Origin of the sequence: Salinarimonas sp. (assembly GCF_040111675.1) — a bacterium.
Classification (GTDB): Bacteria; Pseudomonadota; Alphaproteobacteria; order Rhizobiales; family Beijerinckiaceae; genus Salinarimonas.
This window is the reverse complement of the sequence record NZ_CP157794.1, coordinates 1,676,123-1,702,157: the sequence shown is the minus strand read 5'-3', so window position 1 is coordinate 1,702,157 and position 26,035 is coordinate 1,676,123. Positions and strand designations below refer to the sequence as shown.

Annotated in this window: 21 protein-coding genes; 10 read left to right on the top strand and 11 right to left on the bottom strand. The window is 69.9% G+C overall.

The window, feature by feature from the left end:
- The first annotated feature begins 40 nt into the window (after positions 1-40).
- The 5 genes from ABL310_RS07885 to ABL310_RS07865 all read left to right on the top strand — a co-directional run bounded on the left by ABL310_RS07885 (position 41) and on the right by ABL310_RS07865 (position 4,611).
- Positions 41-2,053, top strand: a complete 2,013-nt coding sequence (locus ABL310_RS07885) for a VWA domain-containing protein (protein ID WP_349371134.1) — start codon at positions 41-43, stop codon at positions 2,051-2,053.
- A gap of 115 nt (positions 2,054-2,168) precedes the next feature.
- Positions 2,169-2,600 carry a curlin gene (locus ABL310_RS07880; RefSeq protein WP_349371133.1) on the top strand — a complete coding sequence of 144 codons (432 nt, stop codon included), beginning with the start codon at positions 2,169-2,171 and terminating at the stop codon, positions 2,598-2,600.
- 63 nt (positions 2,601-2,663) lie between these two features.
- Complete coding sequence (gene csgH, locus ABL310_RS07875) at positions 2,664-3,041, top strand: curli-like amyloid fiber formation chaperone CsgH (RefSeq protein ID WP_349371132.1); 378 nt, start codon at positions 2,664-2,666, stop codon at positions 3,039-3,041.
- A gap of 30 nt (positions 3,042-3,071) precedes the next feature.
- Positions 3,072-3,479, top strand: coding sequence for a curlin (locus tag ABL310_RS07870; protein ID WP_349371131.1), 408 nt, complete (start codon positions 3,072-3,074; stop codon positions 3,477-3,479).
- A 265-nt stretch (positions 3,480-3,744) separates the two neighbouring features.
- Positions 3,745-4,611 carry an NAD(P)-dependent oxidoreductase gene (locus tag ABL310_RS07865; protein ID WP_349371130.1) on the top strand — a complete coding sequence of 289 codons (867 nt, stop codon included), beginning with the start codon at positions 3,745-3,747 and terminating at the stop codon, positions 4,609-4,611.
- A 168-nt stretch (positions 4,612-4,779) separates the two neighbouring features.
- On the opposite strand, the gene ABL310_RS07860 is transcribed toward ABL310_RS07865, so the two are convergent.
- The 5 genes from ABL310_RS07860 to ABL310_RS07840 all read right to left on the bottom strand — a co-directional run bounded on the left by ABL310_RS07860 (position 4,780) and on the right by ABL310_RS07840 (position 9,737).
- The gene (locus tag ABL310_RS07860; RefSeq protein WP_349371129.1) at positions 4,780-5,562 is read right to left on the bottom strand and encodes an enoyl-CoA hydratase-related protein; all 783 of its coding nucleotides are present in this window, start codon (positions 5,560-5,562) and stop codon (positions 4,780-4,782) included.
- Entirely contained in the window at positions 5,559-6,206 is a 648-nt protein-coding gene (locus ABL310_RS07855) for a uracil-DNA glycosylase family protein (RefSeq protein ID WP_349371128.1), read from the bottom strand. The genes ABL310_RS07860 and ABL310_RS07855 overlap by 4 nt, the downstream gene beginning before the upstream one ends.
- Before the next feature lie 39 nt (positions 6,207-6,245).
- The gene (locus ABL310_RS07850) at positions 6,246-6,857 is read right to left on the bottom strand and encodes a glutathione S-transferase family protein (protein WP_349371127.1); all 612 of its coding nucleotides are present in this window, start codon (positions 6,855-6,857) and stop codon (positions 6,246-6,248) included.
- Between the two features lie 217 nt (positions 6,858-7,074).
- A complete protein-coding gene (locus tag ABL310_RS07845) occupies positions 7,075-9,267 on the bottom strand; it encodes a xanthine dehydrogenase family protein molybdopterin-binding subunit (protein ID WP_349371126.1) in 2,193 nt (730 codons plus the stop codon).
- Positions 9,268-9,281: 14 nt separating this feature from the next.
- Positions 9,282-9,737: a (2Fe-2S)-binding protein gene (locus ABL310_RS07840; RefSeq protein ID WP_349371125.1), complete on the bottom strand. Its 456-nt coding sequence runs from the start codon at positions 9,735-9,737 to the stop codon at positions 9,282-9,284.
- 196 nt (positions 9,738-9,933) lie between these two features.
- Between ABL310_RS07840 and ABL310_RS07835 the strand changes: the two genes are divergently transcribed.
- From ABL310_RS07835 to ABL310_RS07825, 3 genes are all read left to right on the top strand, one after another.
- Positions 9,934-11,913 (top strand): methylmalonyl-CoA mutase family protein, encoded by a 1,980-nt coding sequence (locus tag ABL310_RS07835; protein ID WP_374730403.1) that lies wholly within the window; start codon positions 9,934-9,936, stop codon positions 11,911-11,913.
- Between the two features lie 390 nt (positions 11,914-12,303).
- Positions 12,304-14,490, top strand: a complete 2,187-nt coding sequence (gene scpA / locus ABL310_RS07830; RefSeq protein ID WP_349371123.1) for a methylmalonyl-CoA mutase — start codon at positions 12,304-12,306, stop codon at positions 14,488-14,490.
- A gap of 103 nt (positions 14,491-14,593) precedes the next feature.
- Positions 14,594-15,061 (top strand): hypothetical protein, encoded by a 468-nt coding sequence (locus ABL310_RS07825; RefSeq protein ID WP_349371122.1) that lies wholly within the window; start codon positions 14,594-14,596, stop codon positions 15,059-15,061.
- A 28-nt stretch (positions 15,062-15,089) separates the two neighbouring features.
- Here the strand turns inward: ABL310_RS07825 and ABL310_RS07820 are convergent, their stop codons facing one another.
- Both ABL310_RS07820 and ABL310_RS07815 read right to left on the bottom strand, forming a co-directional pair.
- A complete protein-coding gene (locus ABL310_RS07820) occupies positions 15,090-17,180 on the bottom strand; it encodes a molybdopterin oxidoreductase family protein (RefSeq protein WP_349371121.1) in 2,091 nt (696 codons plus the stop codon).
- A gap of 116 nt (positions 17,181-17,296) precedes the next feature.
- Positions 17,297-18,775: a phospholipase D-like domain-containing protein gene (locus tag ABL310_RS07815; RefSeq protein WP_349371120.1), complete on the bottom strand. Its 1,479-nt coding sequence runs from the start codon at positions 18,773-18,775 to the stop codon at positions 17,297-17,299.
- 138 nt (positions 18,776-18,913) lie between these two features.
- Here ABL310_RS07815 and uvrB point away from each other — a divergent pair, with 138 nt between their 5' ends.
- Positions 18,914-21,634, top strand: coding sequence for an excinuclease ABC subunit UvrB (uvrB, locus tag ABL310_RS07810; protein WP_349371119.1), 2,721 nt, complete (start codon positions 18,914-18,916; stop codon positions 21,632-21,634).
- Between the two features lie 16 nt (positions 21,635-21,650).
- Here the strand turns inward: uvrB and ABL310_RS07805 are convergent, their stop codons facing one another.
- The 4 genes from ABL310_RS07805 to ABL310_RS07790 form a co-directional block, all read right to left on the bottom strand.
- A complete protein-coding gene (locus ABL310_RS07805) occupies positions 21,651-22,709 on the bottom strand; it encodes a serine/threonine-protein kinase (protein ID WP_349371118.1) in 1,059 nt (352 codons plus the stop codon).
- Positions 22,706-23,704: a serine/threonine-protein kinase gene (locus ABL310_RS07800; RefSeq protein WP_349372018.1), complete on the bottom strand. Its 999-nt coding sequence runs from the start codon at positions 23,702-23,704 to the stop codon at positions 22,706-22,708. Before ABL310_RS07800 ends, ABL310_RS07805 begins: the two co-directional genes overlap by 4 nt.
- Before the next feature lie 34 nt (positions 23,705-23,738).
- A complete protein-coding gene (locus tag ABL310_RS07795; RefSeq protein WP_349371117.1) occupies positions 23,739-24,794 on the bottom strand; it encodes a protein phosphatase 2C domain-containing protein in 1,056 nt (351 codons plus the stop codon).
- Positions 24,795-24,926: 132 nt separating this feature from the next.
- Positions 24,927-25,181 (bottom strand): helix-turn-helix transcriptional regulator, encoded by a 255-nt coding sequence (locus tag ABL310_RS07790; protein ID WP_349371116.1) that lies wholly within the window; start codon positions 25,179-25,181, stop codon positions 24,927-24,929.
- 144 nt (positions 25,182-25,325) lie between these two features.
- Here ABL310_RS07790 and ABL310_RS07785 point away from each other — a divergent pair, with 144 nt between their 5' ends.
- The gene (locus ABL310_RS07785; protein WP_349371115.1) at positions 25,326-25,805 is read left to right on the top strand and encodes a hypothetical protein; all 480 of its coding nucleotides are present in this window, start codon (positions 25,326-25,328) and stop codon (positions 25,803-25,805) included.
- The last annotated feature ends 230 nt before the right edge of the window (positions 25,806-26,035 follow it).

Below are 26,035 nucleotides of genomic sequence, written 5' to 3'. Positions count from 1 at the left end.
CCCATGCACGGGCGGGGGCGCTCGTGCGGGAAGACGCGTCATGAAGACGAGCGCGACATCGATCGGCGCCTGCCTCGCCTGCGCGGCGGCGCTCGCCCTCGCGCCGGCGGGCTCGGCCCGAGCCCAGGAGCCCGTCGCGCACGAGACCATGCTCGTCCTCGACGCCTCCGGGTCGATGTGGGGACGCATCGGCGAGCGCTCGAAGATCGAGATCGCGCGGGAGACGGCGGACGCGGTGCTCGGCGGGCTGCCGGCGCAGACCTCGCTCGGGCTCGTCGCCTACGGCCACCGCCGGGAGGGCGATTGCGGGGACATCGAGATACTCGCCGCGCCGCGCCCCGGCGCCGGGCCGGACCTCGCCGCGCGCATCCAAAGCATCGTCCCGCGCGGGAAGACGCCCCTCACCGACGCCGTGCGGCAGGCCGCCGAGGCGCTGGGCTATACCGACGCCAAAGCCACGATCGTCCTCGTCACCGACGGCATCGAGACCTGCGACGCCGATCCGTGCGCGCTCGGCGCGGCGCTGGAGGCGGCGGGCGTCGATCTCACCGTGCACGTCGTCGGCTTCGGGCTCTCCGACGAGGAGGGCCGGCAGGTCGCCTGCCTCGCGGAGGAGACCGGCGGGGCCTATCTCGACGCCCGCAACGCCGACGACCTGCGCCTCGCCCTCGCCCAGACCGTCGCCGCGCCCGCGGCGCCGCCGCCGGCCGCGTCCCTGCCGGAGGCGCGCCTCGCCTTCGAGAACCCGGTGCCGGAGGGCACGCGCTTCGAGATCGCGGTCGAAGGCCCCGGCGGGCGTTTCGACCATCTCCACATCGCCCGCCCGGACATGCGCGACGGCGATTATCTGCGCACCGTCCGGCTCGACCCGGACGGCGGGCCGGTCCGGGCGATCGCGCCCGGCGAGGTCGGCGCCTACGAGCTGCGCTACTATTTCCGCGAGGGCGCGGCGATCATCGCGCGCGCGCCGCTCGACGTGGTCGAGGCGCGGGTCGGCTTCGACGCGCCGGAGGAGGTCGCGCAGGGGACGCAGGTCCGCGTCGGGTGGAAGGGCCCCGGCGCGCCGCGGGACGACATCCAGATCGCCCGCCCCGGCGCCGCGCCGGCGGACGCCGTCTTCTCCGCCCGCGTGCCGCCCGATCGCGGGCCGGTGACGCTGGATGCGCCCGTCGAGCCGGGGGACTACGTCCTGCGCTACTATTCCGCCGAGGACGGCGAGATCCTGGGCGAGACGCCCATCGCCGTCGTGCCGACGCCGGTCGTGATCGCCGCGCCGGAGGCGGTCTCGGCCGGGGCGGCCTTCACCGTCGCCTGGCAGGGGCCGGGCGCGATCCGCGACCTGATCCGCATCGCGCGCCCCGGCGCGCCGGAGACCGAGGAGCTCGGCTTCGGCCGCCTCGGCGGCGCGAGCGGGCCGATCCGGATGAGCGCGCCCGTCGAGCCCGGCGACTACGAGCTGCGCTACTGGTCCGGCGCGAGCCGGGAGGTTCTGGCCGCGACGACGCTCGTTGTCATGCCCGCCCTCGTCTCGCTCGCGCCGCCCGAGCGCGTCATGGGCGGCGCGCGCTTCGCGGTGGCGTGGCAGGGTCCCGGCGCGCCGCGCGACGAGATCCATCTCGTGCGCCCCGGCGCCGACGCCGGCGCCTATCTCGCCTTCGGCCGCATCCAGCCCGACGGCCGCGCGATCGCCCTCGACGCGCCGCTGGAGCCGGGGGACTACGAGCTGCGCTACTGGTCGGGCGAGGGCCGGGCCGTGCTCGCGACGGCGTCGCTGACGGTCGAGCCCGCGCAGGCGACGCTGACGCCCGACGCCAAGGTCAAGGCCGGCGAGCCCTTCTCGGTCTCCTGGACCGGTCCCGGCGGCCCGCGCGACGACCTCCAGATCGCCCACCCCGGCGCGGCCGACGGCGAGAGCCTCGCCGCGACCCGCCTGCCGCCCGACGGCCGCGCCGTCACGCTGCGCGCCCCGGCGGAGCCCGGCGCCTACGAGCTGCGCTACTGGTCCGGCGCGAACCGCGGCGTCGTCGCGCGCGTCCCGCTCGCGGTCGACTGAAAAAGAGCGATCGCCTTCGAACCTCCTCGCGTCCCCCTCCGACGAACGAGCATCCGGGCCAACCGGACGCCCCCCGCCGCAGCAGCGGCGGTCGTCGACCAGAGGAGACACGACCATGACCCGCAAGCTCGTCCTCGGCGCCCTCGTCGCTCTCGGCGCCGCCTTCTCCGCTCCCGCCAGCGCGAACGACTTCTTCATCGACCAGTACGGCATCGCCAACGAGGCCGGCGGCGGCCAGATCGGCGTCGGCAATCACGCCGGCACCTGGCAGGACGGCGTCGCCAATCGCGGCGTCACCACGCAGGACGGCTGGAGCAACACCGGCGTCATCGGCCAGCTGGGCGCGTTCAACGACGCGCAGGTCCATCAGCGCGGCGCGCACAATGTCGGCGGCGTCGGCCAGATCGGCGCGGGCCACGACGCGATCATGACCCAGGACGGCGCCGGCAACGTCGCGGCCGCGGTCCAGGTCGGCGAGAACTGCAACGGCAGCGTCAACCAGAACGGCGCCGGCAACGTCGCCGCAATCGTCCAGCACTGCCACTGACGCGCCGGCCGCGACGGGGCCGCCCCTCCCCCGCCCCGTCGCCCCGCGCGAAGGAGAGAGACCATGCTCGATCCCCGCAAGACGCTCCTCGCGGCGGCCGGTCTCGCGGCCCTCGCCGCCGGCTCGTCCGGCGCGACCGCCACCGACGCGCAGCACGGGCTGCGCTGCGAGATCCTCGTCGAGCGCTCGGGCGGCATGATCGCCGTCGCGCCGACGGTGGCCTCCGACGAGACGGTCAGCGGCGCCTATCGCCTGACGCTCGCCGGCGCCAGCGCCTCCGGGCGCACCAGCATCCGCCAGGGCGGGCCGTTCACGGCGCAGGCCGGCGAGACCGTCCGGCTCTCGCGCGCCATGGTGAGCGCCTCCGCCGCCACGGACGCCGCGCTCGAGATCGATGCGGGCGGCGAGACCGTCGCCTGCTCCCTGCGCATCGACCCCTGACCGGACAGCCCCATTCCGAGGAGACACGCCATGCTCACCCGCTCGAAGACCACCCTCGCCGCCGCCGCCCTCGCCCTCTCGGCGCTCGCCGGCGGCCCCGCTCTCGCCGGCGGCTCCGTCGGCCTCACCGTCTCGCCGGGCACGCCCGAGGGCGACCTCGCGCTGCGCACCGGCCTCGCGATCTTCGGCCTCGCCAACGGCATGAACGGCGGCGGTCACATCGGCCAGCACGGCAACGGCAATGCCGGCGGCCTTCTGCAGAACGGCTCCGGCAATCTCGGGATCGTGCACCAGGAGGGGAACGGCCACAACGGCACGATCCAGCAGAACGGGCACGGCAACGCCCACGGCCTGTTCCAGTTCGGCGAGAACACCGACGCCCACGTCCAGCAGACGGGGAACGGCCAGTCCGGCGTCACAGTCCAGTACGGGTTCTGAGGAGGCGCGACGCCGCTCCACGAACGGCGAGGCCCGCGCGGGGCGACCCGCGCGGGCCTTTCGTCGCCGCGGCCGCGCCTCGTCTCGCGGTCGCGGTTCCCGCGCGGCGATGCCGCGGGGCCACGTCCCTCTCGGCACGCCGCCTTTCGCGTTCCCGCACGTTTGCGCGTTTGACCCGCCGGGCCCGCCGACCTAGAACCGTCGACCATCTCTTGGGCCCGCGCGCGAGGGCGCGGCGCATTCCCTCATGCGAGGAGCTTCGACGATGGCGAAGGTAGCGTTCCTGGGACTGGGCGTGATGGGCTACCCCATGGCTCGGCACCTCAAGGACAAGGGCCACGAGGTCACCGTCTACAACCGCACCAAGTCGAAGGCCGAGCGCTGGGTGTCCGAGCACGGCGGCGCCTTCGCCAAGACGCCGCGGGAGGCGGCCGAGGGCCAGGAGATCGTCTTCGCCTGCGTCGGCAACGACGACGATCTGCGCGAGGTGACGATCGGCGAGAACGGCGCGTTCAAGGGGATCGCCAAGGGCGCCGTCTTCGTCGACCACACCACGGCGTCCGCCGAGGTCGCCCGGGAGCTCTCGGCGCTCTCCTGGGAGAAGGGCTTCGGCTTCGTCGACGCGCCGGTCTCCGGCGGCCAGGCCGGCGCGGAGAACGGCGTGCTCACCGTGATGTGCGGGGGCGAGCAGGCGACCTACGAGAAGGTCGAGCCGGTGATCGCGTCCTACGCCCGCATGTGCCGGCTGATCGGCCCCGCCGGCGCCGGCCAGCTGACCAAGATGGTCAACCAGATCTGCATCGCCGGCGTGGTGCAGGGTCTCGCCGAGGCGGTCCATTTCGGCAAGCGCGCGGGCCTCGACATGGAGGCCGTGCTCGACACGATCTCGAAGGGCGCCGCCGGCTCCTGGCAGATGGAGAACCGCTGGAAGACCATGGCGGCGGGCGAGTTCGACTTCGGGTTCGCCGTCGACTGGATGCGCAAGGACCTGAACATCGTCCTCAACGAGGCCCGCAACAACGGCGCGACGCTGGCCCTCACGGCTTTGGTCGACCAGTACTACGCCGACGTCCAGAAGATGGGCGGCAAGCGCTGGGACACGTCGAGCCTGGTGGCGCGGCTGGAGAAGTGACCGGAGGCGACGCGCGCCGCACGGTACCCTCCCCGCAGGGGAGGGAGTCGGCCGAAGGCCGGCGGGTGGGGACAGGGGACCAGATGACGGTCTCTAACCCCTCCGGTCCGCGGCTTCGCCGCGGCCCACCTCCCCTGCGGGGAGGTTTCGGCGCCGGCGGACAGCTGCTCACCCGTACCGCGGCGCGCGCTTCTCCCGGAACGCCGCCACGCCCTCCGCGAAGTCGTCCGAGAACCCCGCCTCCTGCTGGAGCTTCGCCTCCAGCGCCAGCTGGGCGGCGAGGTCGTTGTCGAGGCTCTTCGCCACGGCCTCCTTGGTGAGGCGGTAGGCGAGGCGCGGGCCCTCGGCGAGCCTCATCGCGAAGGCCCCGGCCTCGCGGGCGAAATCGGCGTCGTCGAAGACCTTGTGGACGAGACCCATCGCCTGCGCCTCCGCGGCCGGCACCGGGTCCGTCGTCAGCATCAGGGCGAGCGCGCGCTTCGGGCCGACGAGGCGCGGCAGGAAATACGTTCCGCCCGCGTCGGGGATCAGCGCGATGCGGGCGAAGGCCTCCTGCAGGTAGGCCGAGCGGGCGGCGAGGAGGATGTCGCAGGCGAGCGCGATGTTCATGGACGCGCCCACCGCCGGGCCGTTGAGCGCCGCGATCGTGATCTTGGGATAGGAAACGAGCGTCTCGATCAGCGGGTTGTAGTCGCGCGCGAGCGGGGGCCCGAGGTCGATGCGCCCGTCGGGGCCGCGCGGCAGGTCCTCGGTGAGGTCCTGCCCGGCGGAGAACGCCCTCCCCTCGCCGGTGAGCACCACGACCTTCACCGCCTCGTCCTCGGCGCAGGCGGCGAGCGCGCCGCGCAGCTCGGCGTGCACGCGCGCGGTGAGCGCGTTCAGCTTCTCCGGCCGCGTGATCGTCAGCGTCGCGACCCCGTCCTCGCGGGTCGTCCTCAGAACCTCGGTCATGCAGCGTTCTCCTCCTGCGCGCTTCGTTCGATCAGCGATGCTACCTGCGCCCGCAGAACCGGCAAGAGCTCGTCCTCGAACCAGGCATGCCGCTTGAGCCATGCGTTGTTGCGCCAGGACGGATGCGGCAGCGGCAGCACCCGCGGGCTGCGCGGCGCGGCGAGGATCTCCCGCCAGTTCCGCACGGTCTCGGTCAGCCCCGCCTTGGCGTGCTCCGGCAGGTGCCAGGCTTGCGCGTAGGAGCCGATGACGAGGATCAGCTCGAGCTTCGACAGCTCGGCGAAGACGCGTTCGCGCCAGGCCGGCGCGCATTCGCGCCGCGGCGGCAGGTCGCCGCCCTTGGCATCGTAGCCCGGGAAGCAATGGCCCATCGGCACGATGGCGACCCGGTGCGGATCGTAGAAGGTCGCCTCGTCGAGGCCGAGCCAGGCGCGCAGGCGCACCCCCGACGGATCGAGGAAGGGCACGCCGGCGACGTGCGCGCGGTTGCCCGGCGCCTGGCTCGCGATGCACAGCCGCGCCGCCGGATGCGCCTGGACGATCGGGCGCGGCTCGTGCGGCAGCGGCCCGCCGCGGGCCGGCGCGTCGCGGCAGATCCGGCACCCGCGCAGGTCGGCGAGGAGGGCGTCGAGGGGAGCGGTCATGGAGCGCAGATAAGCGCCCGTCCCGGCGAAAGCGAGGCGTCAGGCCGCCGCGCTGGGGCGCGCCTTCAGGCGCTCGTGGTAGGCGGTCAGCGCGGCGAGCTCTTCCGGCACGCGCATCTTCGCGAGCCGCAGGAAATCGAGACCGACGAGGGCGGAGATGTCGGCCACCGAGAACGCGTCGCCGGCGAGGAACGGGCTCTGCGCCAGATGGCGGTCGAGGAAGGCGAGCGAGGCCTCGACCTTCGGCCGGTTCGCCTCGCCCCAGGCGGGCACCTGCGGGACCTCGAGCTCGGCCATGGCGGGGTGCGTGTGCCGGAAGATCGCGGCGATCTGGGCGAGGAGGCCGTGCTCGATCCGCCGCTCCCACATCTCGATGCGGGCGATCGAGAGCGGGTCCGTCCCGAAGAGCGGCGGCTCGGGATGGAGCGCCTCGACGTAGCGGCAGATGGCGAGCGATTCGCAGATCGTCGTCCCGTCGTCGAGGACGAGGGCGGGAACACGCTGGAGCGGGTTGATGGCGGTGTACTCCGCGCTCTTGTGCTCGCCCTTGCCGAGATCCACGGGAACGAGGGGGATTGAGACGCCCTTCTCGGCGAGGAAGATGCGCACCCGCCGCGCATTGGGCACGCGCCCGCCGTCGTAGAGCTTCATTCCGTGCCTCCTGCGCGTCTCCTGGGCGGAGGAGGCGAGCACGCCGGGCTCGGCGCGTCAATCGGGCGCGGACGCCGAACGCCGCGCGCAAAAAAGAAGCCCGGCTTTCGGCCGGGCTGGAAGAAGCCTTCCTTTGGAGGTCACCCTAAAGAGAGTCTACTCGGGACGATCGGCAACGCCCCGACACCGGGGCGAGTTCCCGGCGGCCGCCTTTACTTCACGCACCCTCGCCGGCGGCGAGGTCGAGCGGCAGCGAACGCAGGCGCCGGCCGGTCGCGGCGAAGACCGCGTTGGCGATCGCCGGCGCCAGCGTCGGCACGCCGGGCTCGCCGATTCCGGAGGGATCGTTCTGCGAGGGCGCGATGTACACCTCGACGCGCGGCATCTCGGAGAAGCGGGTCGGGCGGTAGGCGTCGAAATTCGTCTCGCGCACGCGCCCGTCCTCGAGCGTCACCGCCTCGCGCAGGACGGACGACAGGCCGAAGCCCACCGCCCCCTCGATCTGGGCGCGGATCACGTCCGGGTTCACCGGCACGCCGCACTCCACCGCGGCGACGACGCGATCGACGCGGATCACGCCGCCCTCCACCGAGACGTCAGCCACCATGGCGCAGGCCGTGCCGAAGGAGGTATGGACCGAGACGCCTCGCCCCCGGCCGCCGCCCGGGCCCGGACCGTCCCAGCCGGCCTTCTCGGCGGCGAGGCGCAGCACCGCGGCCTCGCGCGCGCCCTCCTCCATGAGGCCGAGGCGGTAGGCGACGGGATCCTGCCCCGCGGCGGTCGCGAGCTCGTCGATCATGGTCTCGACGGCGTGGGCCGTGTGGGTGTGGCCGACGGAGCGCCACCACAGCACAGGCACCTGCTCGCGGGTGTCGTGAACCTCGACGCTCCGGTTGGCGATCCGGTAGGGCGTCTCGCGCGCGCCCTCGACGCTGGTGGCGTCGACGCCGTCGGCGACGATCAGCGCCTCGAAGGGCGTGCCCTTGAGGATCGACTTGCCGACGATGCGGTGCTCCCAGCCGACGATCCGGCCCTCGGGGTCGAGGCCGGCGCGGACCCGGTGCAGCACGAGCGGGCGGTAATGACCCGCCCGCATGTCGTCCTCGCGGGTCCAGACGAGGTGGATCGGCGCCGCCTCACCTGTCGCCTTCAGGATATGCGCCATCTCCGAGACCCAGTCCGCCCCCGGCACGGCGCGCCGGCCGAAGGAGCCGCCGGCGAAGAGCGTGTTCAGCCGCACCCGGTTCGGCGCGACACCGAGGATCGAGGCGATGGCGGCCTGGTCGATGGTCTGGATCTGGAAGCCGCCCCAGGCCTCGTAGGATCCGTCCTCGCGCCGGGCGATGACGCCGTTCATCGGCTCCATCGCCGCGTGCGCCAGATAGGGGAAGACGTGCTCGGCCTCGATCAGCGTCGCCGCGTCCGCGAGCGCGCCCGCCGCGTCGCCGGCGCGCGCCGCGACCATGCCGGGGCGCTCGGCGCGGGCGCGGGCCTCGGCGACGAGCGCCTCCGTCGAGCGCGTCTCCGCCCGGCTCTCGTCCCAGGTCACGGAAAGCGCCTCGCGCCCGCGCAGGGCCGACCAGGTGTCGCGCGCGACGACGGCGACGCCCGTCGGGATCTCCACCACGTCGACCACCCCCTTCACGGCCCGCGCGGCGGCGTCGTCGAAGGAGGCGACCCGCGCGCCGAAGAGCGGCGGATGGGCGACCACAGAGGTCAGCATGCCGGGCAGGCGCACGTCGAGAGAATAGGTCGCCGTGCCGTCGGTCTTCGACGGGCTGTCGAGGCGCGGCACGCCCTCCTTGCCGATGTAGATCCATTCGGCGGGCGTCTTGAGGCGCGGCGCCTCGGGCACGGGCAGCGCGGCGGCGGCCTCGGCGAGCGCGCCGAAGCCGGTCTCGCGCCCGCTCGCGGCATGGCGCACGCGCCCGCGCGCGACGCCGATCTCGCCCTCGGGAACGCCCCATTCGGCGGCGGCGGCGGAGATCAGCATCGCCCGCATCGCCGCGCCGGCCTGGCGCAGCTGCCGCCAGGAATTGGCGGTGGCGGTGGACCCGCCCGTGCCCTGCACCGGCCCCCAGGCGAGGTTGGCGTAGAGCGCGGCGTCGGCCGGGGCGAAGGCGAAGCGCATCTGGCCCCAATCGGCGTCGAGCTCGTCGGCGACGAGGGTGGCGAGCCCCGTCGTGACGCCCTGGCCCATGTCGAGATGCTTGATCGTCACCGTCACCGTGTCGTCCGGCGCGATGGAGACGAAGGCGTTGGGCGCCACCGGCGCCGAGGGCGCGGTGGGGGCCGCGGCGGCGGCGCGGGCCGCCCGCTTGTCGAGGGCGAGCGTCAGCCCGAGGGTCAGCGAGCCGGCGAGGAAGCCGCGGCGGGTCGGCGCGGGGGCGGAAAGCGGCTTGAACAGCATGAGACGTCCTCCCCTCAGCCGAGCCGCGTGGCCGCGTCGGCGATCGCCGCGCGGATGCGCTGGTAGGTGCCGCAGCGGCAGAGATTCCCGTCCATGGCCGCCACGACGTCCTCGTCCGTCGGTGCGGGCGTCTGCGAGAGGAGGCCGATCGCGGCCATGATCTGGCCCGACTGGCAATAGCCGCACTGGACCACGTCGAGCTCCCGCCAGGCGGCGCGCACCGCCTCGGCAACGGGGCCGTCGACGCCCTCGATCGTCGTGACCGCCGCGCCCTCGACCGCCGCGACGGGGGTGACGCAGGCGCGGATCGGCGCGCCGTCGAGATGCACGGTGCAGGCCCCGCACTGCGCGATGCCGCAGCCGAACTTCGTACCCGTGAGTCCCGCATGGTCGCGCAGCGCCCAGAGCAGCGGCATCTCGGGGTCGACGTCCAGCGCGGTCTCGCGTCCGTTCAAGGTGAGGCGTATCATGCGGCTTCGTCCTTTCACGCGAAGAGATAGGACGCGAGGGCGAGGGCGGACAGGGGGCGCAACGCCGCGACGCGGACGGGCGGCGCGCCGTTGCGGGCTTGCGCTCCGAGGCGATCCGCAACGAAAGTGCGACTTTCGCAGGGCTGCGGTTTGCGGGTAGACCACGAAGCCGGCATCACGCGGAGTGTCATGGATGATCGACGACAACGCCCTCTCGGCCGACTTCCCTCTCCCCTCGCGGGAGGACTGGCGCAGGCTCGCCGAGGGCGTGCTCAAGGGCGCGGATTTCGAGAAGCGGCTCGTCTCGAGGACCTATGACGGGCTCGCGGTCCAGCCGCTCTACGACAAGGCGGAGGCCCCGGCCCGGCCGGGCCGCGCCGCGCACGGCCCCTGGCGCGTCGCGCAGCGCGTCGACGATCCGCGGCTCGAGGCGGCGAACGCGCAGGCGCTGGAGGATCTCGAGGGCGGCGCCGACGCGCTGACGCTGGTCTTGCCCCAGGCGCCCTCGGCGCGCGGCTTCGGGCTGCAGGCGCAGACGGTGGAGGATCTCGACGCCGCGCTGGCGGGCGTGATGCTCGACCTCGTCCATGTCCGGCTCGACGCCGGCGGCGCCGGGCGGCAGGCGGCGGCGCTGCTGATCGCGCTCGCCGAACGCCGCGGCCACGCGCTCGCCGATCTCACCCTCGATCTCGCCCTCGACCCGATCGGCGCGGCCGCCGCCGCGGGCCGGATGTCCGCGCCCTGGGAGATCGTGGCCGAGCGCTCGGCGCAGACGCTCTCCGACCTCGCCGCGCGCGGCTTCACCGGGCGCACCTTCCTCGCCGATGCGCGGCCGGTCCACGAGGCCGGCGCGAGCGAGGCGCAGGAACTCGCCTTCGCGCTGGCCTGCGGCGTCGCCTATCTGCGCGCGCTGGAGGCCGGCGGGCATGGGCTCGACGCGGCGCGGGACGCGCTCTCGTTCCTGCTCGTCGCCGATGCGGACGAGTTCCTCGGCATCGCCAAGTTCCGGGCGCTCCGCGCGCTGTGGGCGCGGATCGAGGAGGCGAGCGGGCTCACGCCGAAACCGATCCGGCTCCACGCCGAGACCGCCTGGCGCATGACCACCCGCCGCGATCCGTGGGTGAACCTGCTGCGGGCCACCGTCGCGACCTTCTCGGCCGGCGTCGGCGGGGCGGATTCGCTCGTCGTGACGCCCTTCACCGCCGCGCTCGGGCTGCCCGACGCCTTCGCCCGGCGCGTAGCCCGCAACACGCAGCTCGTGCTCCTGCACGAATCGAACCTCTGGCGCGTCGCCGACCCGGCGGCCGGCTCGGGCGCGCTGGAGGGCCTCACGGACGCCCTGTGCGAGAAAGCGTGGGCGCTGTTCCAGGAGGTCGAGGCCGAAGGCGGGATCGTCGAGAGCCTGCGCACGGGCGCCCTGCAGGAGCGCGTCCGCGCGACCCGCGCCGCGCGGGACGCCGCCCTCGCCAAGCGCAAGGACGCCATCACCGGCGTCTCGGAATTCCCGTTCCTCGACGAGAAGCCGGTGGCGGTGGCGATGGCGGTGGACGACGCGCCACATCCCGCCCCGCCCTCGTCGGAGGCCGACGCGAACGCCAGGCCCGTCGCGGCCTTCGCCGACCTCGTCGCCGCCGCGGCCGACGGCGCGGGCCTCGCCCGGCTCATGGCCGCGCCGGCCGGCGTCGCGCCCGTGACGCTCGCGCCGCTGCCGCGCCGGCGCGACGCCGAGCCCTACGAGCGCCTGCGCGACCGGTCCGACGCGCTCCTCGCCGCCCACGGCAAGCGCCCGGCGGTTTTCCTCGCCAATATCGGCCCGCTCGCCGCCTTCAACGCCCGCGCCACCTTCGCCAAGAACGCCTTCGAGGCGGGCGGCATCGCCGCGCTCGGCAACGACGGCTTCCCGGACCACGCCGCCATGGCGGACGCCTTCGCCGAGTCCGACGCGACCATCGCCTGCCTGTGCTCGTCGGACGCGCTCTACGAGACCGAGGCCGTCGCGGCGGCCCAGGCGATGAAGGCCGCCGGCTGCACCCGTCTCTACCTCGCCGGCCGCCCGGGCGCGGACGAGGAGGCCTGGCGCAAAGCGGGCGTCGACGCGTTCGTCTCCATCGGCGTCGACCTGCTCGGGCTGCTCGAGGACGCGCTCGCCCATGCCGAGGAGGCCGCCCGTGCTTGATATCGCGAGCCGGTGCGCTCATCCTCCAAGCATGACGCCACCCGCTGTCATCCCGGATTGCGAAGCAAGTCCGGGACCCATATCCGCCGACGATCGTGGAGCGGCGTGCAACGCCGCGTCCCGCGACGCGAACGCCTGCGTTACGGGCGCGGGACGCGCGCGCTTCGCGCACGCTGAACAGTCGCCGGAGGTTCCGGGTCCCGGGCTGCCTTCGGCCCCCGGGATGACAGGGGGGAGTGTCATCCCGGATTGCGACACGCCGCGGCGCGACACGCTTGCGGCGGCGTTCGTGGACGCGCGCGCTTGCGCGCACGCTGAACACACCCCCGAGGATCTGGGCCCCGGGCCCGCTTCGCGACCCGGGGTGACAGCACGTGTAGAGGCCTGCCAATGAGCGCCAATCTCGGAAGCACCCTGCCCGACTTCACCAGCGTTCCCTTCGCCCGCGCCGCGCGCGGCGAGGCCGCGGCCGGCGCCGAGGCCGGCGCGCCCTGGGAGACGCCGGAAGGCATCCCGGTGAAGGGCGCCTACAGCGCAGAGGACCGCGCGGGGCTCGGCTTCGTCGACACGACGCCGGGGATCGCGCCCTATCTGCGCGGACCCTACCCGACCATGTACGTCACCCAGCCGTGGACCGTGCGCCAGTACGCCGGCTTCTCGACGGCGGAGGATTCGAACGCCTTCTACCGGCGCAATCTCGCGGCCGGGCAGAAGGGGCTCTCGGTGGCCTTCGACCTCGCCACCCACCGCGGCTACGATTCCGACCATCCGCGGGTGGCCGGCGACGTCGGCATGGCGGGCGTCGCGATCGATTCCATCTACGACATGCGCACTCTGTTCTCCGGCATCCCGCTCGACCAGATGAGCGTGTCGATGACCATGAACGGCGCGGTGCTCCCGGTGATGGCGCTCTACATCGTCGCCGCCGAGGAGCAGGGCGTGCCGGCCGACAAGCTCGCCGGCACGATCCAGAACGACATCCTCAAGGAGTTCATGGTTCGCAACACCTACATCTACCCGCCCTCGGCGAGCATGCGGATCATCTCGGACATCTTCGCCTTCACCTCGCAGAAGATGCCGAAGTTCAACTCCATCTCGATCTCCGGCTACCACATGCAGGAGGCCGGGGCGACGCAGGATCTCGAGCTCGCCTACACGCTCGCCGACGGCGTCGAGTACATCCGCGCCGGTCTCGCGGCGGGGCTGACGATCGACCAGTTCGCCCCGCGCCTGTCGTTCTTCTGGGCGATCGGGATGAACTTCTTCATGGAGGTGGCGAAGCTGCGCGCGGCGCGCCTGATCTGGGCGAAGCTCGTCAAGCAGTTCGAGCCGCAGAACGCGAAGTCCCTCGCGCTGCGCACGCATTCGCAGACCTCCGGCTGGTCGCTCACCGCGCAGGACGTGTTCAACAACGTCACGCGCACCTGCATCGAGGCCATGGCGGCGACGCAGGGGCACACCCAGTCGCTCCACACCAACGCGCTCGACGAGGCCTTGGCGCTGCCCACCGACTTCTCCGCGCGCATCGCCCGCAACACGCAGCTCTTCCTCCAGCAGGAGAGCGGCACGACCCGTGTCATCGACCCCTGGGGCGGCTCGCATTTCGTCGAGCGGCTGACCGCCGAGCTGGCGAAGACCGCGATGGCGCATATCGAGGAGGTCGAGGCGCTCGGCGGCATGGCCAAGGCCATCGAGGCCGGCGTGCCCAAGCTGAAGATCGAGGAGGCGGCGGCGCGCACCCAGGCGCGGATCGACAGCGGCAACCAGGCGGTCATCGGCGTCAACATGTTCAAGCCGCTCGACGAGCGCCCGGTCGAGGTGCTCAAGGTCGACAACGCCAATGTCCGCACGCTTCAGCTGGACAAGCTCGCGCGTCTGCGCGCCGAGCGCGACCAGGGCGCCGTCGACGCCGCCTGCGCGGCGCTGACCAAGGCGGCGGAGACCGGCGAGGGCAATCTCCTGGCGCTCGCCGTCGAGGCCGGGCGGGCGAAGGCCACCGTCGGCGAGATCTCGGCGGCGCTGGAGAGCGTCTGGGGCCGCCATCGCGCCGAGATCCGCTCGATCTCGGGAGTCTACAAGCGGGAGGTCGGAGCCATGTCGCCGGCAGTCGAGCGCGTGCGCAAGCTGGTCGAGGCCTTCGAGGAGGAAGACGGGCGGCGCCCGCGCATCCTCGTCGCCAAGATGGGCCAGGACGGCCATGATCGCGGCCAGAAGGTGATCGCCTCCGCCTTCGCCGATCTCGGCTTCGACGTCGACATCGGTCCGCTCTTCGCCACCCCGGAGGAGGCGGCGCGTCAGGCGATCGAGAACGACGTCCACATCGTCGGCGTGTCGTCGCTGGCGGCGGGGCATCTGACGCTGGTGCCCGAGCTGAAGAAGGCTCTGGAGGCCTACGATCGCGGGGACGTGATGATCGTGGTCGGCGGCGTGATCCCGCCCGACGACGTGCCCACGCTCCTCGAGATGGGCGCCTCCGCGGTGTTCCCGCCCGGCACCGTGATCGCGGACGCGGCCGAGAAGCTCGTCTTCGAGCTCAACCGGCGGCTCGGATACGAACCGCGCCAAGCGGCGGAGTGACGGAACGGAGTCGGCCGCGCGGGCTTTTCCTCCCATCCGCCGCCGCCTCTGGACAGGACCCCCGCCTCGCTCCCATATAACGGGGACCGCCGAAAGGAGCATCATGGCCGGCATCTCACTTTCCGTCGAAGGCGACAAGATTCAGCTGTCGTTTCAGAAGGACGACCAATCGACCGCGATCGTGATGGATGCGGGCGCGGCGCGGACGCTCGCCTCGGCCCTGACCCAGTTGCTCGACGTGATGGACGACGCCCTCGACGAGGACGAGCTCGAGGAGGCCTTCACCGACGAGGAGCTCACCGAGGAGCTCGCCCGCCAGCTGGCGGAAGAGGAGGAGGGCGGCGACGGCGAGGGCGTCGAGACGATCGAGGGGGAGGTCGTCGACGTGACGTCCCCGACGATCGACATCGGCCTGGACCAGGACGGGCACGCCGTCGTCTCGCTACGCGCGGGACGGTTGCCGCCGATCATGCTGCGCCTCCAGGACGAGGAAGCGCGCCACATCTCCCAATCGCTCAGCGAGATCCTCAGCGCACCGCGCGACGCGCGCCTGAGCCAAGGCGGGCATTGAGAGCGCGCAGGCGGGTTCGCCGACGCGGCTAGCCCGCCCGCGCGATCCGCACCCGGATGTCGTGGAACGCCGCGCCACCGTAGGGCGCCACCGGATCGGCGCCGGTCAGCGTGTTGATGCCCCGCCCGTCCGGATGGGCCGCGTTCGGCCAGATGCCCTCCGCGATCAGCACGCCCCGGCGCACGCCCGCGAACAGCCGCGCCGCGAGCCGGACGCGCCCGCGGGCGTTCTCCAGCGCGACCTCGTCCCCGTCCGCGATCCCGTGCGCGGCGGCGTCCTCCGGGTGGATCAGCACGCTCGGCCGCGCCTCCTTCTCCCGCGAGGTCGGCGTCTCCGTGAACGTCGAGTTGAGGAAGTGCCGCGCCGGGCTGGTCGCGAGCCGGAAGGGATGGTCCGGCGTCGCGTCTTCCGTCACCGCCCAATGGTCCGGCAGGGACGGCATGTCGGCCCATGGGCCCATGGCTCCGGCCGTCGGCGCCGGGACCTTCGTCCAGTCCGGCCGGAAGCGGAACCGGCCGTCCGGCCAGGCGAAGCCGTTCAGGTAGTGCGCCTCCTCGAACGGCGGTTGCGCGTCGCGGAAGCGATCCGCCTCCAAGGCCGCGAGGGAGCCCCAGCCGGAGACGGAGAGCGTCTCGTCGATGATCTCCCGCGGCGTCATCCGAAAGCCGCGATGCTCCGCGCCGAGCCGTTCGGCGAGCGCCGCGATCACCTCGTGGTTGGAGCGGCATTCGCCCGGGGGATCGACCAGCTTCGGGCCGATCTGGATGTGCTGGTGCCCGCCGCCCTGGTAGAGGTCGTCGTGCTCCATGAACATGGTCGCCGGCAGGACCACGTCGGCATAGGCCGCGGTCTCCGTGACGAACTGCTCGTGCACGACGGTGAACAGGTCCTCGCGCGCGAAGCCGGCCTTCACCAGCTCCTGCTCCGGCGCCACCGAGACGGGGTTCGAGTTCTGGATGAACAGAGCCGTCACCGGCGGGCCGTGGCGCAGCGCCTCGGCGTCGCCGAGGAGCACGCGACCGATCTGCGACTGGTCGAGCATGCGCACCGTCGGGTCGCGCAGGTCGTGGCCTTCGATCAGCGACTTGTTCCAGTGGAAGATCGCGCCGTTGTTGTGGAAGGCGCCGCCGCCTTCGTGCTGCCACGCGCCGGTCACCGCCGCGATGCACGACGCCGCGTGCATGTTCGCCGTGCCGTTGCGCTGGCGCGAGAAGCCGTAGCCGAGCCGGAAGTAGGTGCGCCGGCGCTCGCCCACGAGCCGGGCGAAGGCCTCGATCTCCGCGGCGGGAATGCCGGTGATGGCCTCGGCCCAGGCGGGGGTTCGCGTCTCGAGATGCGCGGCGAGCTCGTCCGGGCAGTCGGTGTAGCGGCGCAGGTAGTCCCAGTCGGCGAGCCCGTCGCGGAACAGCACGTGCATCGTCGCGCAGGCCAGCGCCCCGTCGGTGCCGGGACGCAGCAGCAGCTTGACGTCCGCCTGCTTCATCGTGGCGTTGTCGTAGACGTCGACGACGACGATCTTCGCGCCGCGCTCCTTGCGGGCGCGGATGGCGTGGGTCATCACGTTGACCTGCGTGTGCACCGCGTTGGTGCCCCAGATCACCACGCAGTCGGACTTGGCCATCTCGCGCGGGTCCGGCCCCGCGAGCTTGCCCGTTCCGGCGATGTAGCCGGTCCAGGCCATGTTCGTGCAGAAGGTCGCGAACATGCCGGAATAGCGCTTGGCGTGCCGCAGCCGGTTGATGCCGTCGCGCATGACGAGGCCCATCGTGCCGGCATAGTAGTAGGGCCACACCGTCTGCGGCCCGTGCGCCGCCTCGGCGGCGAGGAAGCGCCCGGCGATCAGGTCCAGCGCCTCGTCCCAGCTCGCCCGCCGGAAGGCGCCCTCCCCCTTCGCGCCGGTGCGGATCAGCGGATGCGTCAGCCGGTCGGGATGGTGGATGCGCTCGGCGTAGCGCGCGACCTTCGCGCAGATCACGCCGGCCGTGTAGCTCTGGGTCGGGTCGCCGTGCACGCGCCCGATGGAGCGCCCCTCGATCACCTCCACCTCGAGCGCGCAGGTCGAGGGGCAATCGTGCGGGCAGACGGACGAGCGGCGGGCGATGCGGGGCGGTGCGTTCATGGGGTGGAGTTGTGCCAGAACGCGGGGGCCGTGGGAAGCGGGGACGCGCGGGATGGAACGCCGCGAGAGCTGCGACGCCTGTCATCCCCTGCGCGCCTGCGGCGCTGTTTCCCCGCTCACCGCAGCGGCGCGAGCAGCGTCGCCTTGGCGCGGCGCAGCCATTTCGGCGGGCGCTCGGGGTCGAGCAGGTCGTTCTCGGCGAGGATCTCCTCCACCGGGCTGACCGGATCGGGCTCGTAGGGCTCGAGCGCCCGGCCCGGCTTGCGCAGGCTCTCGATGCCGCGCACCAGCCCGTGCTCGGCGAGGGCGGCGTGCGCCTCCTGCGGCGAGCAGGCGAGGTGCTCGGCCAGCAGGTCGGCCCGCACCTCGCGGATGCGCTCGCGGATGCGCGCCTCGTCCGGCGCCCCCGCCACCGCCTCGACGGCGACGTCGCACTCCGTGTCGAAGCCCATGGAGCGGTTGTTCAGGTTCGACGAGCCGATGCGGATCAGCCGGTCGTCGACGATCAGGATCTTGGCGTGGACGTAGATGTCCTCGCGCTCCTGCGTAACCGGCGTGTAGATGCGGAAGCGGTCGTGCCGGTCGGCGTCGCGCACGAGCTTGAGGAGCCGCGCCCGCGCCGAATCCATGGTCGCCGCCTCCAGGAAGCCGTCCGCGGAGAGCGGGTTGACGATCACGATCTCCGGCCCGTCGCGGTCGCGCAGGCGCGCGGCGATGGCCTCCGCCACCGTGCGGGAGGCGAAATACTGGCTCTCGCAATAGATCGTCTCGCGCGCCTCGCGGATGCAGGCGAGCAGCAGGCTCTCCACCTCGAACACGCGGGGGTAGTTGCCGAACAGGGGCGCGGTGCGGGCGATGCCGACGTCGACGTCGACGAAGGTCGGCGCCACCGAGGACGGCCAGAGCGGCGCGCGCGGCGGCGGGGGCTCGAGATCCTCGCCCGCGCCGAGCTTCCAGCGCTCGCGGGCGTGGTCGCCGAGCGCCTTCGCCGCGTCGCCGTCGAGCGCCATGGTGGCGTCGTGCCAGGGACCGTAGGGCTGGCCGCCGGGGCGGCGGCGGCGATCGTCGTGGTCGCCGTGGGCGCGCGTGTCCCAGCGGTCCGCGGTCATGTCGATGCCGCCGCAGAAGGCGAAGACGTCGTCGATGACCACGATCTTCTGGTGGTGCGCGGCGCCGGGGGGATGCGCGCCGTCGAGGTGGAAGCGCACGTTCTTGTCGGTGGTCCAGTCCAGGATCATCAGCGGCGTCGAGCCGCGACCGAGCGCCTGGATCATGCCGAGGTCCCACTTGAGAACGTTGATCTGCATGTCCGGCCGCCGCTTGGCGATCCAGCGCAGGAAGTCGCCGAGCCCGTTCGGCCCCTCGAGCGTCGACCCCTCCGGCTCGAGCAGGATGCGCAGGTCGAAATCCCAGCCGATCAGCATGATCGAATGCTCGGCGGCGAGCATCGCCTCCTTGGCGGCCTTGAAATAATGCTGCGCGTCGACGATCAAGCCGGCGCGATCGGCATGGGCGATGCGCCAGCAGGTCTCGCCAGGGCGCAGAATCCGGTCGGGCGCGGCCCCGTCGGGCTCGCGAGCGGCGTGCGTCGGCATGAATCTCCTCCCCCGGCGGCGCGGCCGGTGCTGCGGGAGAACCGGGAGCGTGGGGACGCGGTTCCGTTCCCGCGGGTCGTTCGGTGAAGGCCTCGTCCCCACCTTTCCCCCGGGCGCGACTCCGCCCATATTCCCCCCATGGCTCGCACCCCGAAAAAATCCCCGGCGAAATCCCCGTCCGCCCCCACCTCCGATTCCGGCGCCCCCGCGCGCAAGGGCGCGCGGCCGAAGGCGCAGAAGCCGGAGCTGAAGCCGCTCGACGAGCACCTGGCCGAGCTGCTCAACCCGGCGCTGAGCAAGAAGAAGGGCGAGACCGGCGTCACCGGCTTCGCCGAGGCGCCGCAGCGCGGCTTCGAGACCGGCTTCGTGGGCGAGCTCGACCCCGATCTCGCGCCCCCCGCCGCCCGCGATCTCGCCGAGCCCGCGGACTCCCCCGCCCGCAAGGGGGGCCGCCCGAGGAAGCCCTCCGCGCTGCCCCCGCCGGAGGATCTCGCCGGCGGCGGCGTCTCCGCCACGGTGAAGGCGCTGGAGGACCTGCTCACCTCCGGCAACCCGCTGTTCAAGGACGGCAAGCTCTGGACGCCGCACCGCCCGTCACGGCCCGACAAGTCGGAGGGCGGCCGTGCCTTCGTGATGCGGTCGGAGTACAAGCCGGCGGGCGACCAGCCCACCGCCATCGCCGAATTGTGCAAGGGCGTGGAGGAGCACGAGCGCGACCAGGTGCTGCTCGGCGTCACCGGCTCGGGCAAGACCTTCACCATGGCGAAGGTGATCGAGGAGACCCAGCGCCCCGCCCTCATCCTGGCGCCGAACAAGACGCTGGCCGCGCAGCTCTACGGCGAGTTCAAGTCGTTCTTCCCCGAGAACGCGGTGGAATACTTCGTCTCCTACTACGACTATTACCAGCCGGAGGCCTACGTCCCGCGCTCGGACACCTATATCGAGAAGGAATCGTCCATCAACGAGCAGATCGACCGCATGCGCCACTCGGCCACGCGGGCGCTGCTCGAGCGCGACGACGTGATCATCGTCGCCTCCGTCTCGTGCATCTACGGCATCGGCTCGGTGGAGACCTACACCGCCATGTCGTTCTCCCTGAAGCAGGGCGAGCGCATCGAGCAGCGCCAGCTCATCGCCGACCTCGTCGCGCTGCAATACAAGCGCATCCAGTCCGACTTCACCCGCGGCACCTTCCGGGTGCGCGGCGACGTCATCGAGCTCTTCCCGGCCCACCTGGAGGACCGCGGCTGGCGCATCGGGCTGTTCGGCGACGAGATCGAGACCATCCAGGAATTCGACCCGCTCACCGGGCAGAAGACCGCCGAGCTCGAGTTCGTCAAGGTCTACGCCAACTCGCACTACGTCACCCCGCGCCCCACCCTCCAGCAGGCGATCAAGGGCATCAAGGAGGAGCTCAAGCAGCGCCTCGCCGAGCTCAACAAGATGGGCCGGCTGCTCGAGGCGCAGCGGCTGGAGCAGCGCACCACCTTCGACCTCGAGATGATCGAGGCCACCGGCGCCTGCAACGGCATCGAGAACTATTCGCGCTACCTCACCGGCCGCCGCCCCGGCGAGCCGCCGCCGACCCTGTTCGAGTACCTGCCCGACAACGCGCTCGTCTTCACCGACGAGAGCCACGTCACCGTGCCGCAGATCGGCGGCATGTATCGCGGCGACTTCCGGCGCAAGGCGACGCTGGCCGAGTACGGCTTCCGCCTGCCCTCCTGCATGGACAACCGCCCGCTGCGCTTCGAGGAATGGGACGCCATGCGCCCGCAATCGGTGCACGTCTCCGCCACCCCCGGCGGGTGGGAGATGGACCGCACCGGCGGGATCTTCGTCGAGCAGGTCATCCGCCCCACCGGCCTCGTCGACCCCGTGGTCGAGGTCCGCCCCGCCAAGAGCCAGGTCGACGACCTGCTCGGCGAGGTGAAGGACATGGCGCGCCGCGGCTACCGCACGCTGGCCACCGTCCTCACCAAGCGCATGGCGGAGGATCTCACCGAGTACCTGCACGAGAACGGCGTGCGGGTGCGCTACATGCATTCCGACATCGACACGCTGGAGCGCATCGAGATCATCCGCGACCTGCGGCTGGGCGCCTTCGACGTGCTGGTGGGCATCAACCTGCTGCGCGAGGGCCTCGACATCCCCGAATGCGCGCTCGTCGCCATCCTGGACGCGGACAAGGAGGGCTTCCTGCGCTCCGAGACCTCGCTGATCCAGACCATCGGCCGCGCCGCCCGCAACGTCGACGGCCGCTGCCTCTTGTACGCCGACACGATCACCGGCTCCATGCAGCGCGCCATGGCCGAGACCGAGCGCCGCCGCGAGAAGCAGCTCGCCTACAATGCCGAGCACGGCATCACCCCGGAGAGCGTCAAGCGCGCCATCGGCGACATCCTGGAGAGCGTCTACGAGCGCGACCACGTGCGGGTCGACACGGGCCTGGCCGAGGCCGGCGCGACCGTCGGGCACAATCTCAAGGCCATCATGGCCGACCTCGAGAAGCGCATGCGCGAGGCGGCCGCCAACCTGGAATTCGAGGAGGCCGCCCGGCTGCGCGACGAGTTGAAGAGGTTGCAGGAAACGGAGCTGCTGGTCGGCGACGACCCGATGGCGCGGCAGGGGGACATCGAGGCGGGCGCCGGACGCTACGGCGCCGGGGACGCGCGCGGCGGGCGGCCGAAGGGCGGGACGCGGGTGGCGAAGCCGGTTCCGGGGGAGATGGGGCCGGGGACGGACCGGGAGCGGCCCTTGGGGGCGGGCGCCGTGGCGCCGCGGCCGGCGGGGCGGAGCATGGAGGGGCGGCCGGGGCAGGCGCCGAAGTATAGGGGGAGGAAGGGGAAGAGGGGGTGAGGGGGGGGGAGACGAACTATGCTAGCTTCACTACCGGATGTGCCCGGGAGTACGGAGTACCTGGGTGAAGTGAAACCATCACACGATCGTCAACCTTTATTCTTGTGGTGCCATATACACTTTCGACATGAAAGAAAACGTCTTCACCACTGTCCGAGAGGGCAAAATATTGGGTTCCATACTGTATTCTAACTACTTTTGCCGTTTTTCTCTCAAGATTGATTGCGTGCATCTCTTCAAGGCGCGTGATGATATCTGCCAGACTGGGCCTCTCCTCAATTGAGCTTTTAAGACAAGACACAATAAGATCTTGCAAATCTTTTGAGGCCTCTGCGTAGTGTTGATTTGCTGTCATGAACTTGGGCCACGGCTCAAGCTTGCCAGATGCAACGCGCACGGCTGCGAGCATACCTTGGCCAAAGGGATAAGACTTTGCTAATATTCGGAACATCAATGCTGCAAGGGACCATATGTCCGCCTCTGGCCCGGGGTGCTCTCCAGGTTGTCTGAACATCATCTCAGGCGCCATATACGGCAGGGCGCCCTTAACAGTGCCAGCGGTCGATTTGGTCAACTCTCCGCCTTGCTCATCGAAGAATTGTTGCGCGAGTGTAGCGATACCGAAATCGGTGATCTTGACTGTTGACAAGTTCGGATCAGCAGAGACAAGCACATTAGACGGTTTTAGGTCTCTGTGCACAACCCCGGCCTCGTGCGAGGCCCGCAAACCACGAGCGAGTTTCGAAAATATCTTCATTCCTAGATACGGATCCACGAACTGAAACTGCGATAAAGTTGCCGTTTCAAGATCTGCTCCTTCGACAAGCTCCTCAATCAAAAATGGACCATCATCCTGCTCAAAGTAGTCAAGTGTTTTGGCTACGTTATGGTGGTTCACCTTGGCGGCAAGGATCGCACTAGACCGGAAACGCTTCGCCTTTTCGCCAGGCAGCGGAGTTTTTAAAGCAACGTTCTTATCAAGTAGCTGGTCCTTAGCCAGGAAAACACTCTGCATGCCCCCTTGGCCGATATGCTTGACGACCCGGTACCGTCCAGAAAGCACACTGCCGATCATATCTGCACCTGCGGGCTATTGGTCTCAAAAGTTGTGAAAGTACGCGGAGAGTTGCTTCCTTCAAACGAAATCACGCAGGCCGGTATCATTCTTGATCCAGGAACTGCAGGGCGATTGTTCAGCATGACACGGCCCATCACGCTCTTCACCGTGAATTCTTTCCCGTCATACTCTATTGATAGCTTACACTCCTTTGTCGACAAAGTAAGCGCTCGCTTATCTTTATTGATTTCGTGGACCTTGCCACCAAGCAAGATACGGCCTCGATGCCGGTTATGAAGCAGCTTCTGCTCAAAAAAAAGCTGAACCTCTTCACTCGAAGGTCGCCGGTTCGGGACGGGTGCAAGACACTTTGAGATGAGGAGTGCTAGATCGTGTTGGAAAGCTGAAGAATTATCAGATATCGCCCTTAAGATCTCTTCGGGCGTCGATCCCCGCTTTACAGGAGGAATCGCGATGTTGAATATCTTTAACAACGTCACGCCGAAAGCATAAATATCAACCGATGAGCTAAAACTTATCGTCTGCTCTCCGAAAAGTTCTGGAGCCATGAATTCTGAGGTCCCGATTACTGACCTAGTCTTACTATCCACGCCTACGCTCCGTGAAAGTCCGAAATCAAGAATCTTCACGGTGCCCTCACTGGAAACGCGGATATTCTGCGGTTTGATATCTCGATGAACTACGTTAGCAGAATGAATATGCGTTAATCCACATGCAATTTGCCAAGCAGCATGAAGCTGCTCGGCTTCGCTCTTCAATACAAGGCCTTCTAAGTCGACACCTTCGATCTTCTCAAGGATCAACCCGTTCTCATCTTCTCCTTGATATTCATATGAAACTATATCCAAAAGCTGCACTACGTGAGGTGAGCGGACCGCCAGAAGCGCCTTCTGTTCATCTAGGAGGCGTCTAAAGTCGCCAACACGCTTCACGCGCTTGAGCATTACATACCGATCGAGGTGCCTATCTAGGCACTCGTGTACTTCTGACATTCCGCCCCAAGCCGCGTTGCCGGTCGGCTCATACCTATTCGCGATCAATATCATCGTGGCTCCCAGTAATTTGCTCAACCTCAATGCGCAACTGGTCTCGACCCGCTGACTGGCTGGTGTCGCGCTTCTTCCGGCGTGACGAGCGCCCAGGTCTGGTCGGTCGCCCCTTCGGCTTCAACCGCTCATCCGGAGTTTGATCGCCCTCCCTGCCTCTTCTATCGGAGATAGGCCGATTCGCAACACGCGCTTCATCGATCATGATAGTCAGTTTATCAGTCACGCTCCAAATTTCAATGATGGGTAGGTCTCGGGCGACGAGTTCCGGTTGAATCTCCTTGGGCCGCAACGCCACAATGGATCCGTTGTCGTGTCCCCCGAACCACCTCGCGAGAGCAACGAGCCGCTCCGCGGCAGCCTTGGGTTCGGGAGCCTTTCGAATCATTTCCGTTAATAGGTGCTGATCTAGATAATGAATTCCATCTGATGTTATGTATATTGTTGCTATGTCAGGATCGAGTCGCCCAATATGTGGAACAAGCCCCTCGCCGATACCAACATACTGAATGAGCCCGCGGTTCGGCCTTGAGAACAATTCTTCAAAGGTATCATCCTTTGTCTCACGAGCTAAATGGAAGAGATTTTGTTCTTTGGTTGAGTAGACACGGCTATCACCAACATTGACCACGTAAGTCGCATTTTCCGAAACAATTATAGCTGATAAAGTTGCACCACCTTTTCCCTTTGCGAACTCGAACACTCGCTCGTTGGCGAAATTCACTGCTTGGAACAAGGCCTCTTCGAAAGGGCCCTGATGTCGGCGAAGCGAGTGAAACAAGGCGGCTAGTGTCATTGCCGCACACTCCGAACCGTTGACCATTCCCCCCATGCCGTCGCTAAGGGCGGCACAAACGAAACTCTCTCCGGGCGGCCGGGCGCAGGACATCACGGCCACACGATCCTGGTTCTCGGATCGCTCAACGCCGACGTCCGTCGCCAAGAAAATCCCTAGCGGCTGCACGATGCGACTTGCTCGGTCTCGGACTGCCTCGAACAGCCAATCCCTGAGATAAAGAAGGTTCTTTTCGCTCACCTGTACTCCTCAGCCTCCCGAGCAATGCGCACCAAGCGGCGATGCCACCGTGAGAACGGGTAGTGCACCGACGCACGCTCCACAAGCACGTTATCAGAGGACTGGGCGAGTCGGGGAGGCTCGTAGTCGAAGTCAGCGCTCCCGGAATCGCACTCCCACCCCACCCCCGTTGGCGTCGATGAACACCACCCCCGCGTCCTCGAAGGCGCGGCGCAGCGTCGTGGCGGTCATGTTGAGCCCGCCGACCGGGCCCGCCTCGGCCTCGAGGCGCTTGATCGTGGGGAGCGAGACCCCTGATTCCTCGGCGAGCTTCTGCTGGGTCCAGCGCAGGAGGCCGCGGGCGGCGCGGACCTGCTCGGAGGTGATGCGGGGCGGATTGCCGGCCATCGGCGCACTTTCTAGATCGCTTCGATACTTTTGGTATTGACGAGGGCGGTCCGCCCGTATGATACTAATGGCATCAAGAGATCCCCGCCACCCCCGTGCGCGCCATCGCGCGCGCCAGACCCGCTCGCCCCGAAGGAGCCCGTCATGGTCCCCTCCCCGATCCCGGCCGCCCCCGCGGCCGCGAGCCCGTTCGCGCGGCCCGACCACCCCCACGCAGACTGCCCCCTCCGAGCCCTCGCCCGCGAGGCCGACGCGATGATCGCCCGCAAGCACCTCTGCGACGGCCGGGCGATCGACGCGCCCACCCCGGACGAGCGACAGGCGGCGCATGCGGAGATGGACCGGCTCGGGCGGGCGCTCGACCGCCTCGCCACGCGGGCGGCGTATCTCTCGGTCGGCTCGCGGGAGGGGGCGCTGCTCGCGCTCGTGCTGGCCGCGGGCGAGGCGGAGATGGTCGCTGTCGCCGACGAGGCCCCGGGCCCGGCGCTCGAGCGGCTCGTGCGCCACCTCTGGACCATCCGCCGCGTTCTGGAGCGCGACGCCGCCCTGCCGGAGCCGGTGGCGGAATACTGGATGCCGCGGCGGCTGGCGCCGTCCGCACTTTGCATGAACACGGATTCGTGAACGCTGCGTGACCGCACCCGCCGCGGCGGCGCGCCGCGTGCGGTCGGGGGAACACGAAGGAGGAAAATGCGTCCAGGCGCGCATGCCGGCGACGAACACCCCCGTTCGCTCCTCACATCCGCCTCGTTACTTGCACAGACGCAAGAAAGACCGTGCGAAGCGGGGCCGTGCGTTTTCCGCGGAACGAGCGAAGTAAGGGGCATCGAGACGGACGCAGCGTCCGCTCCCAA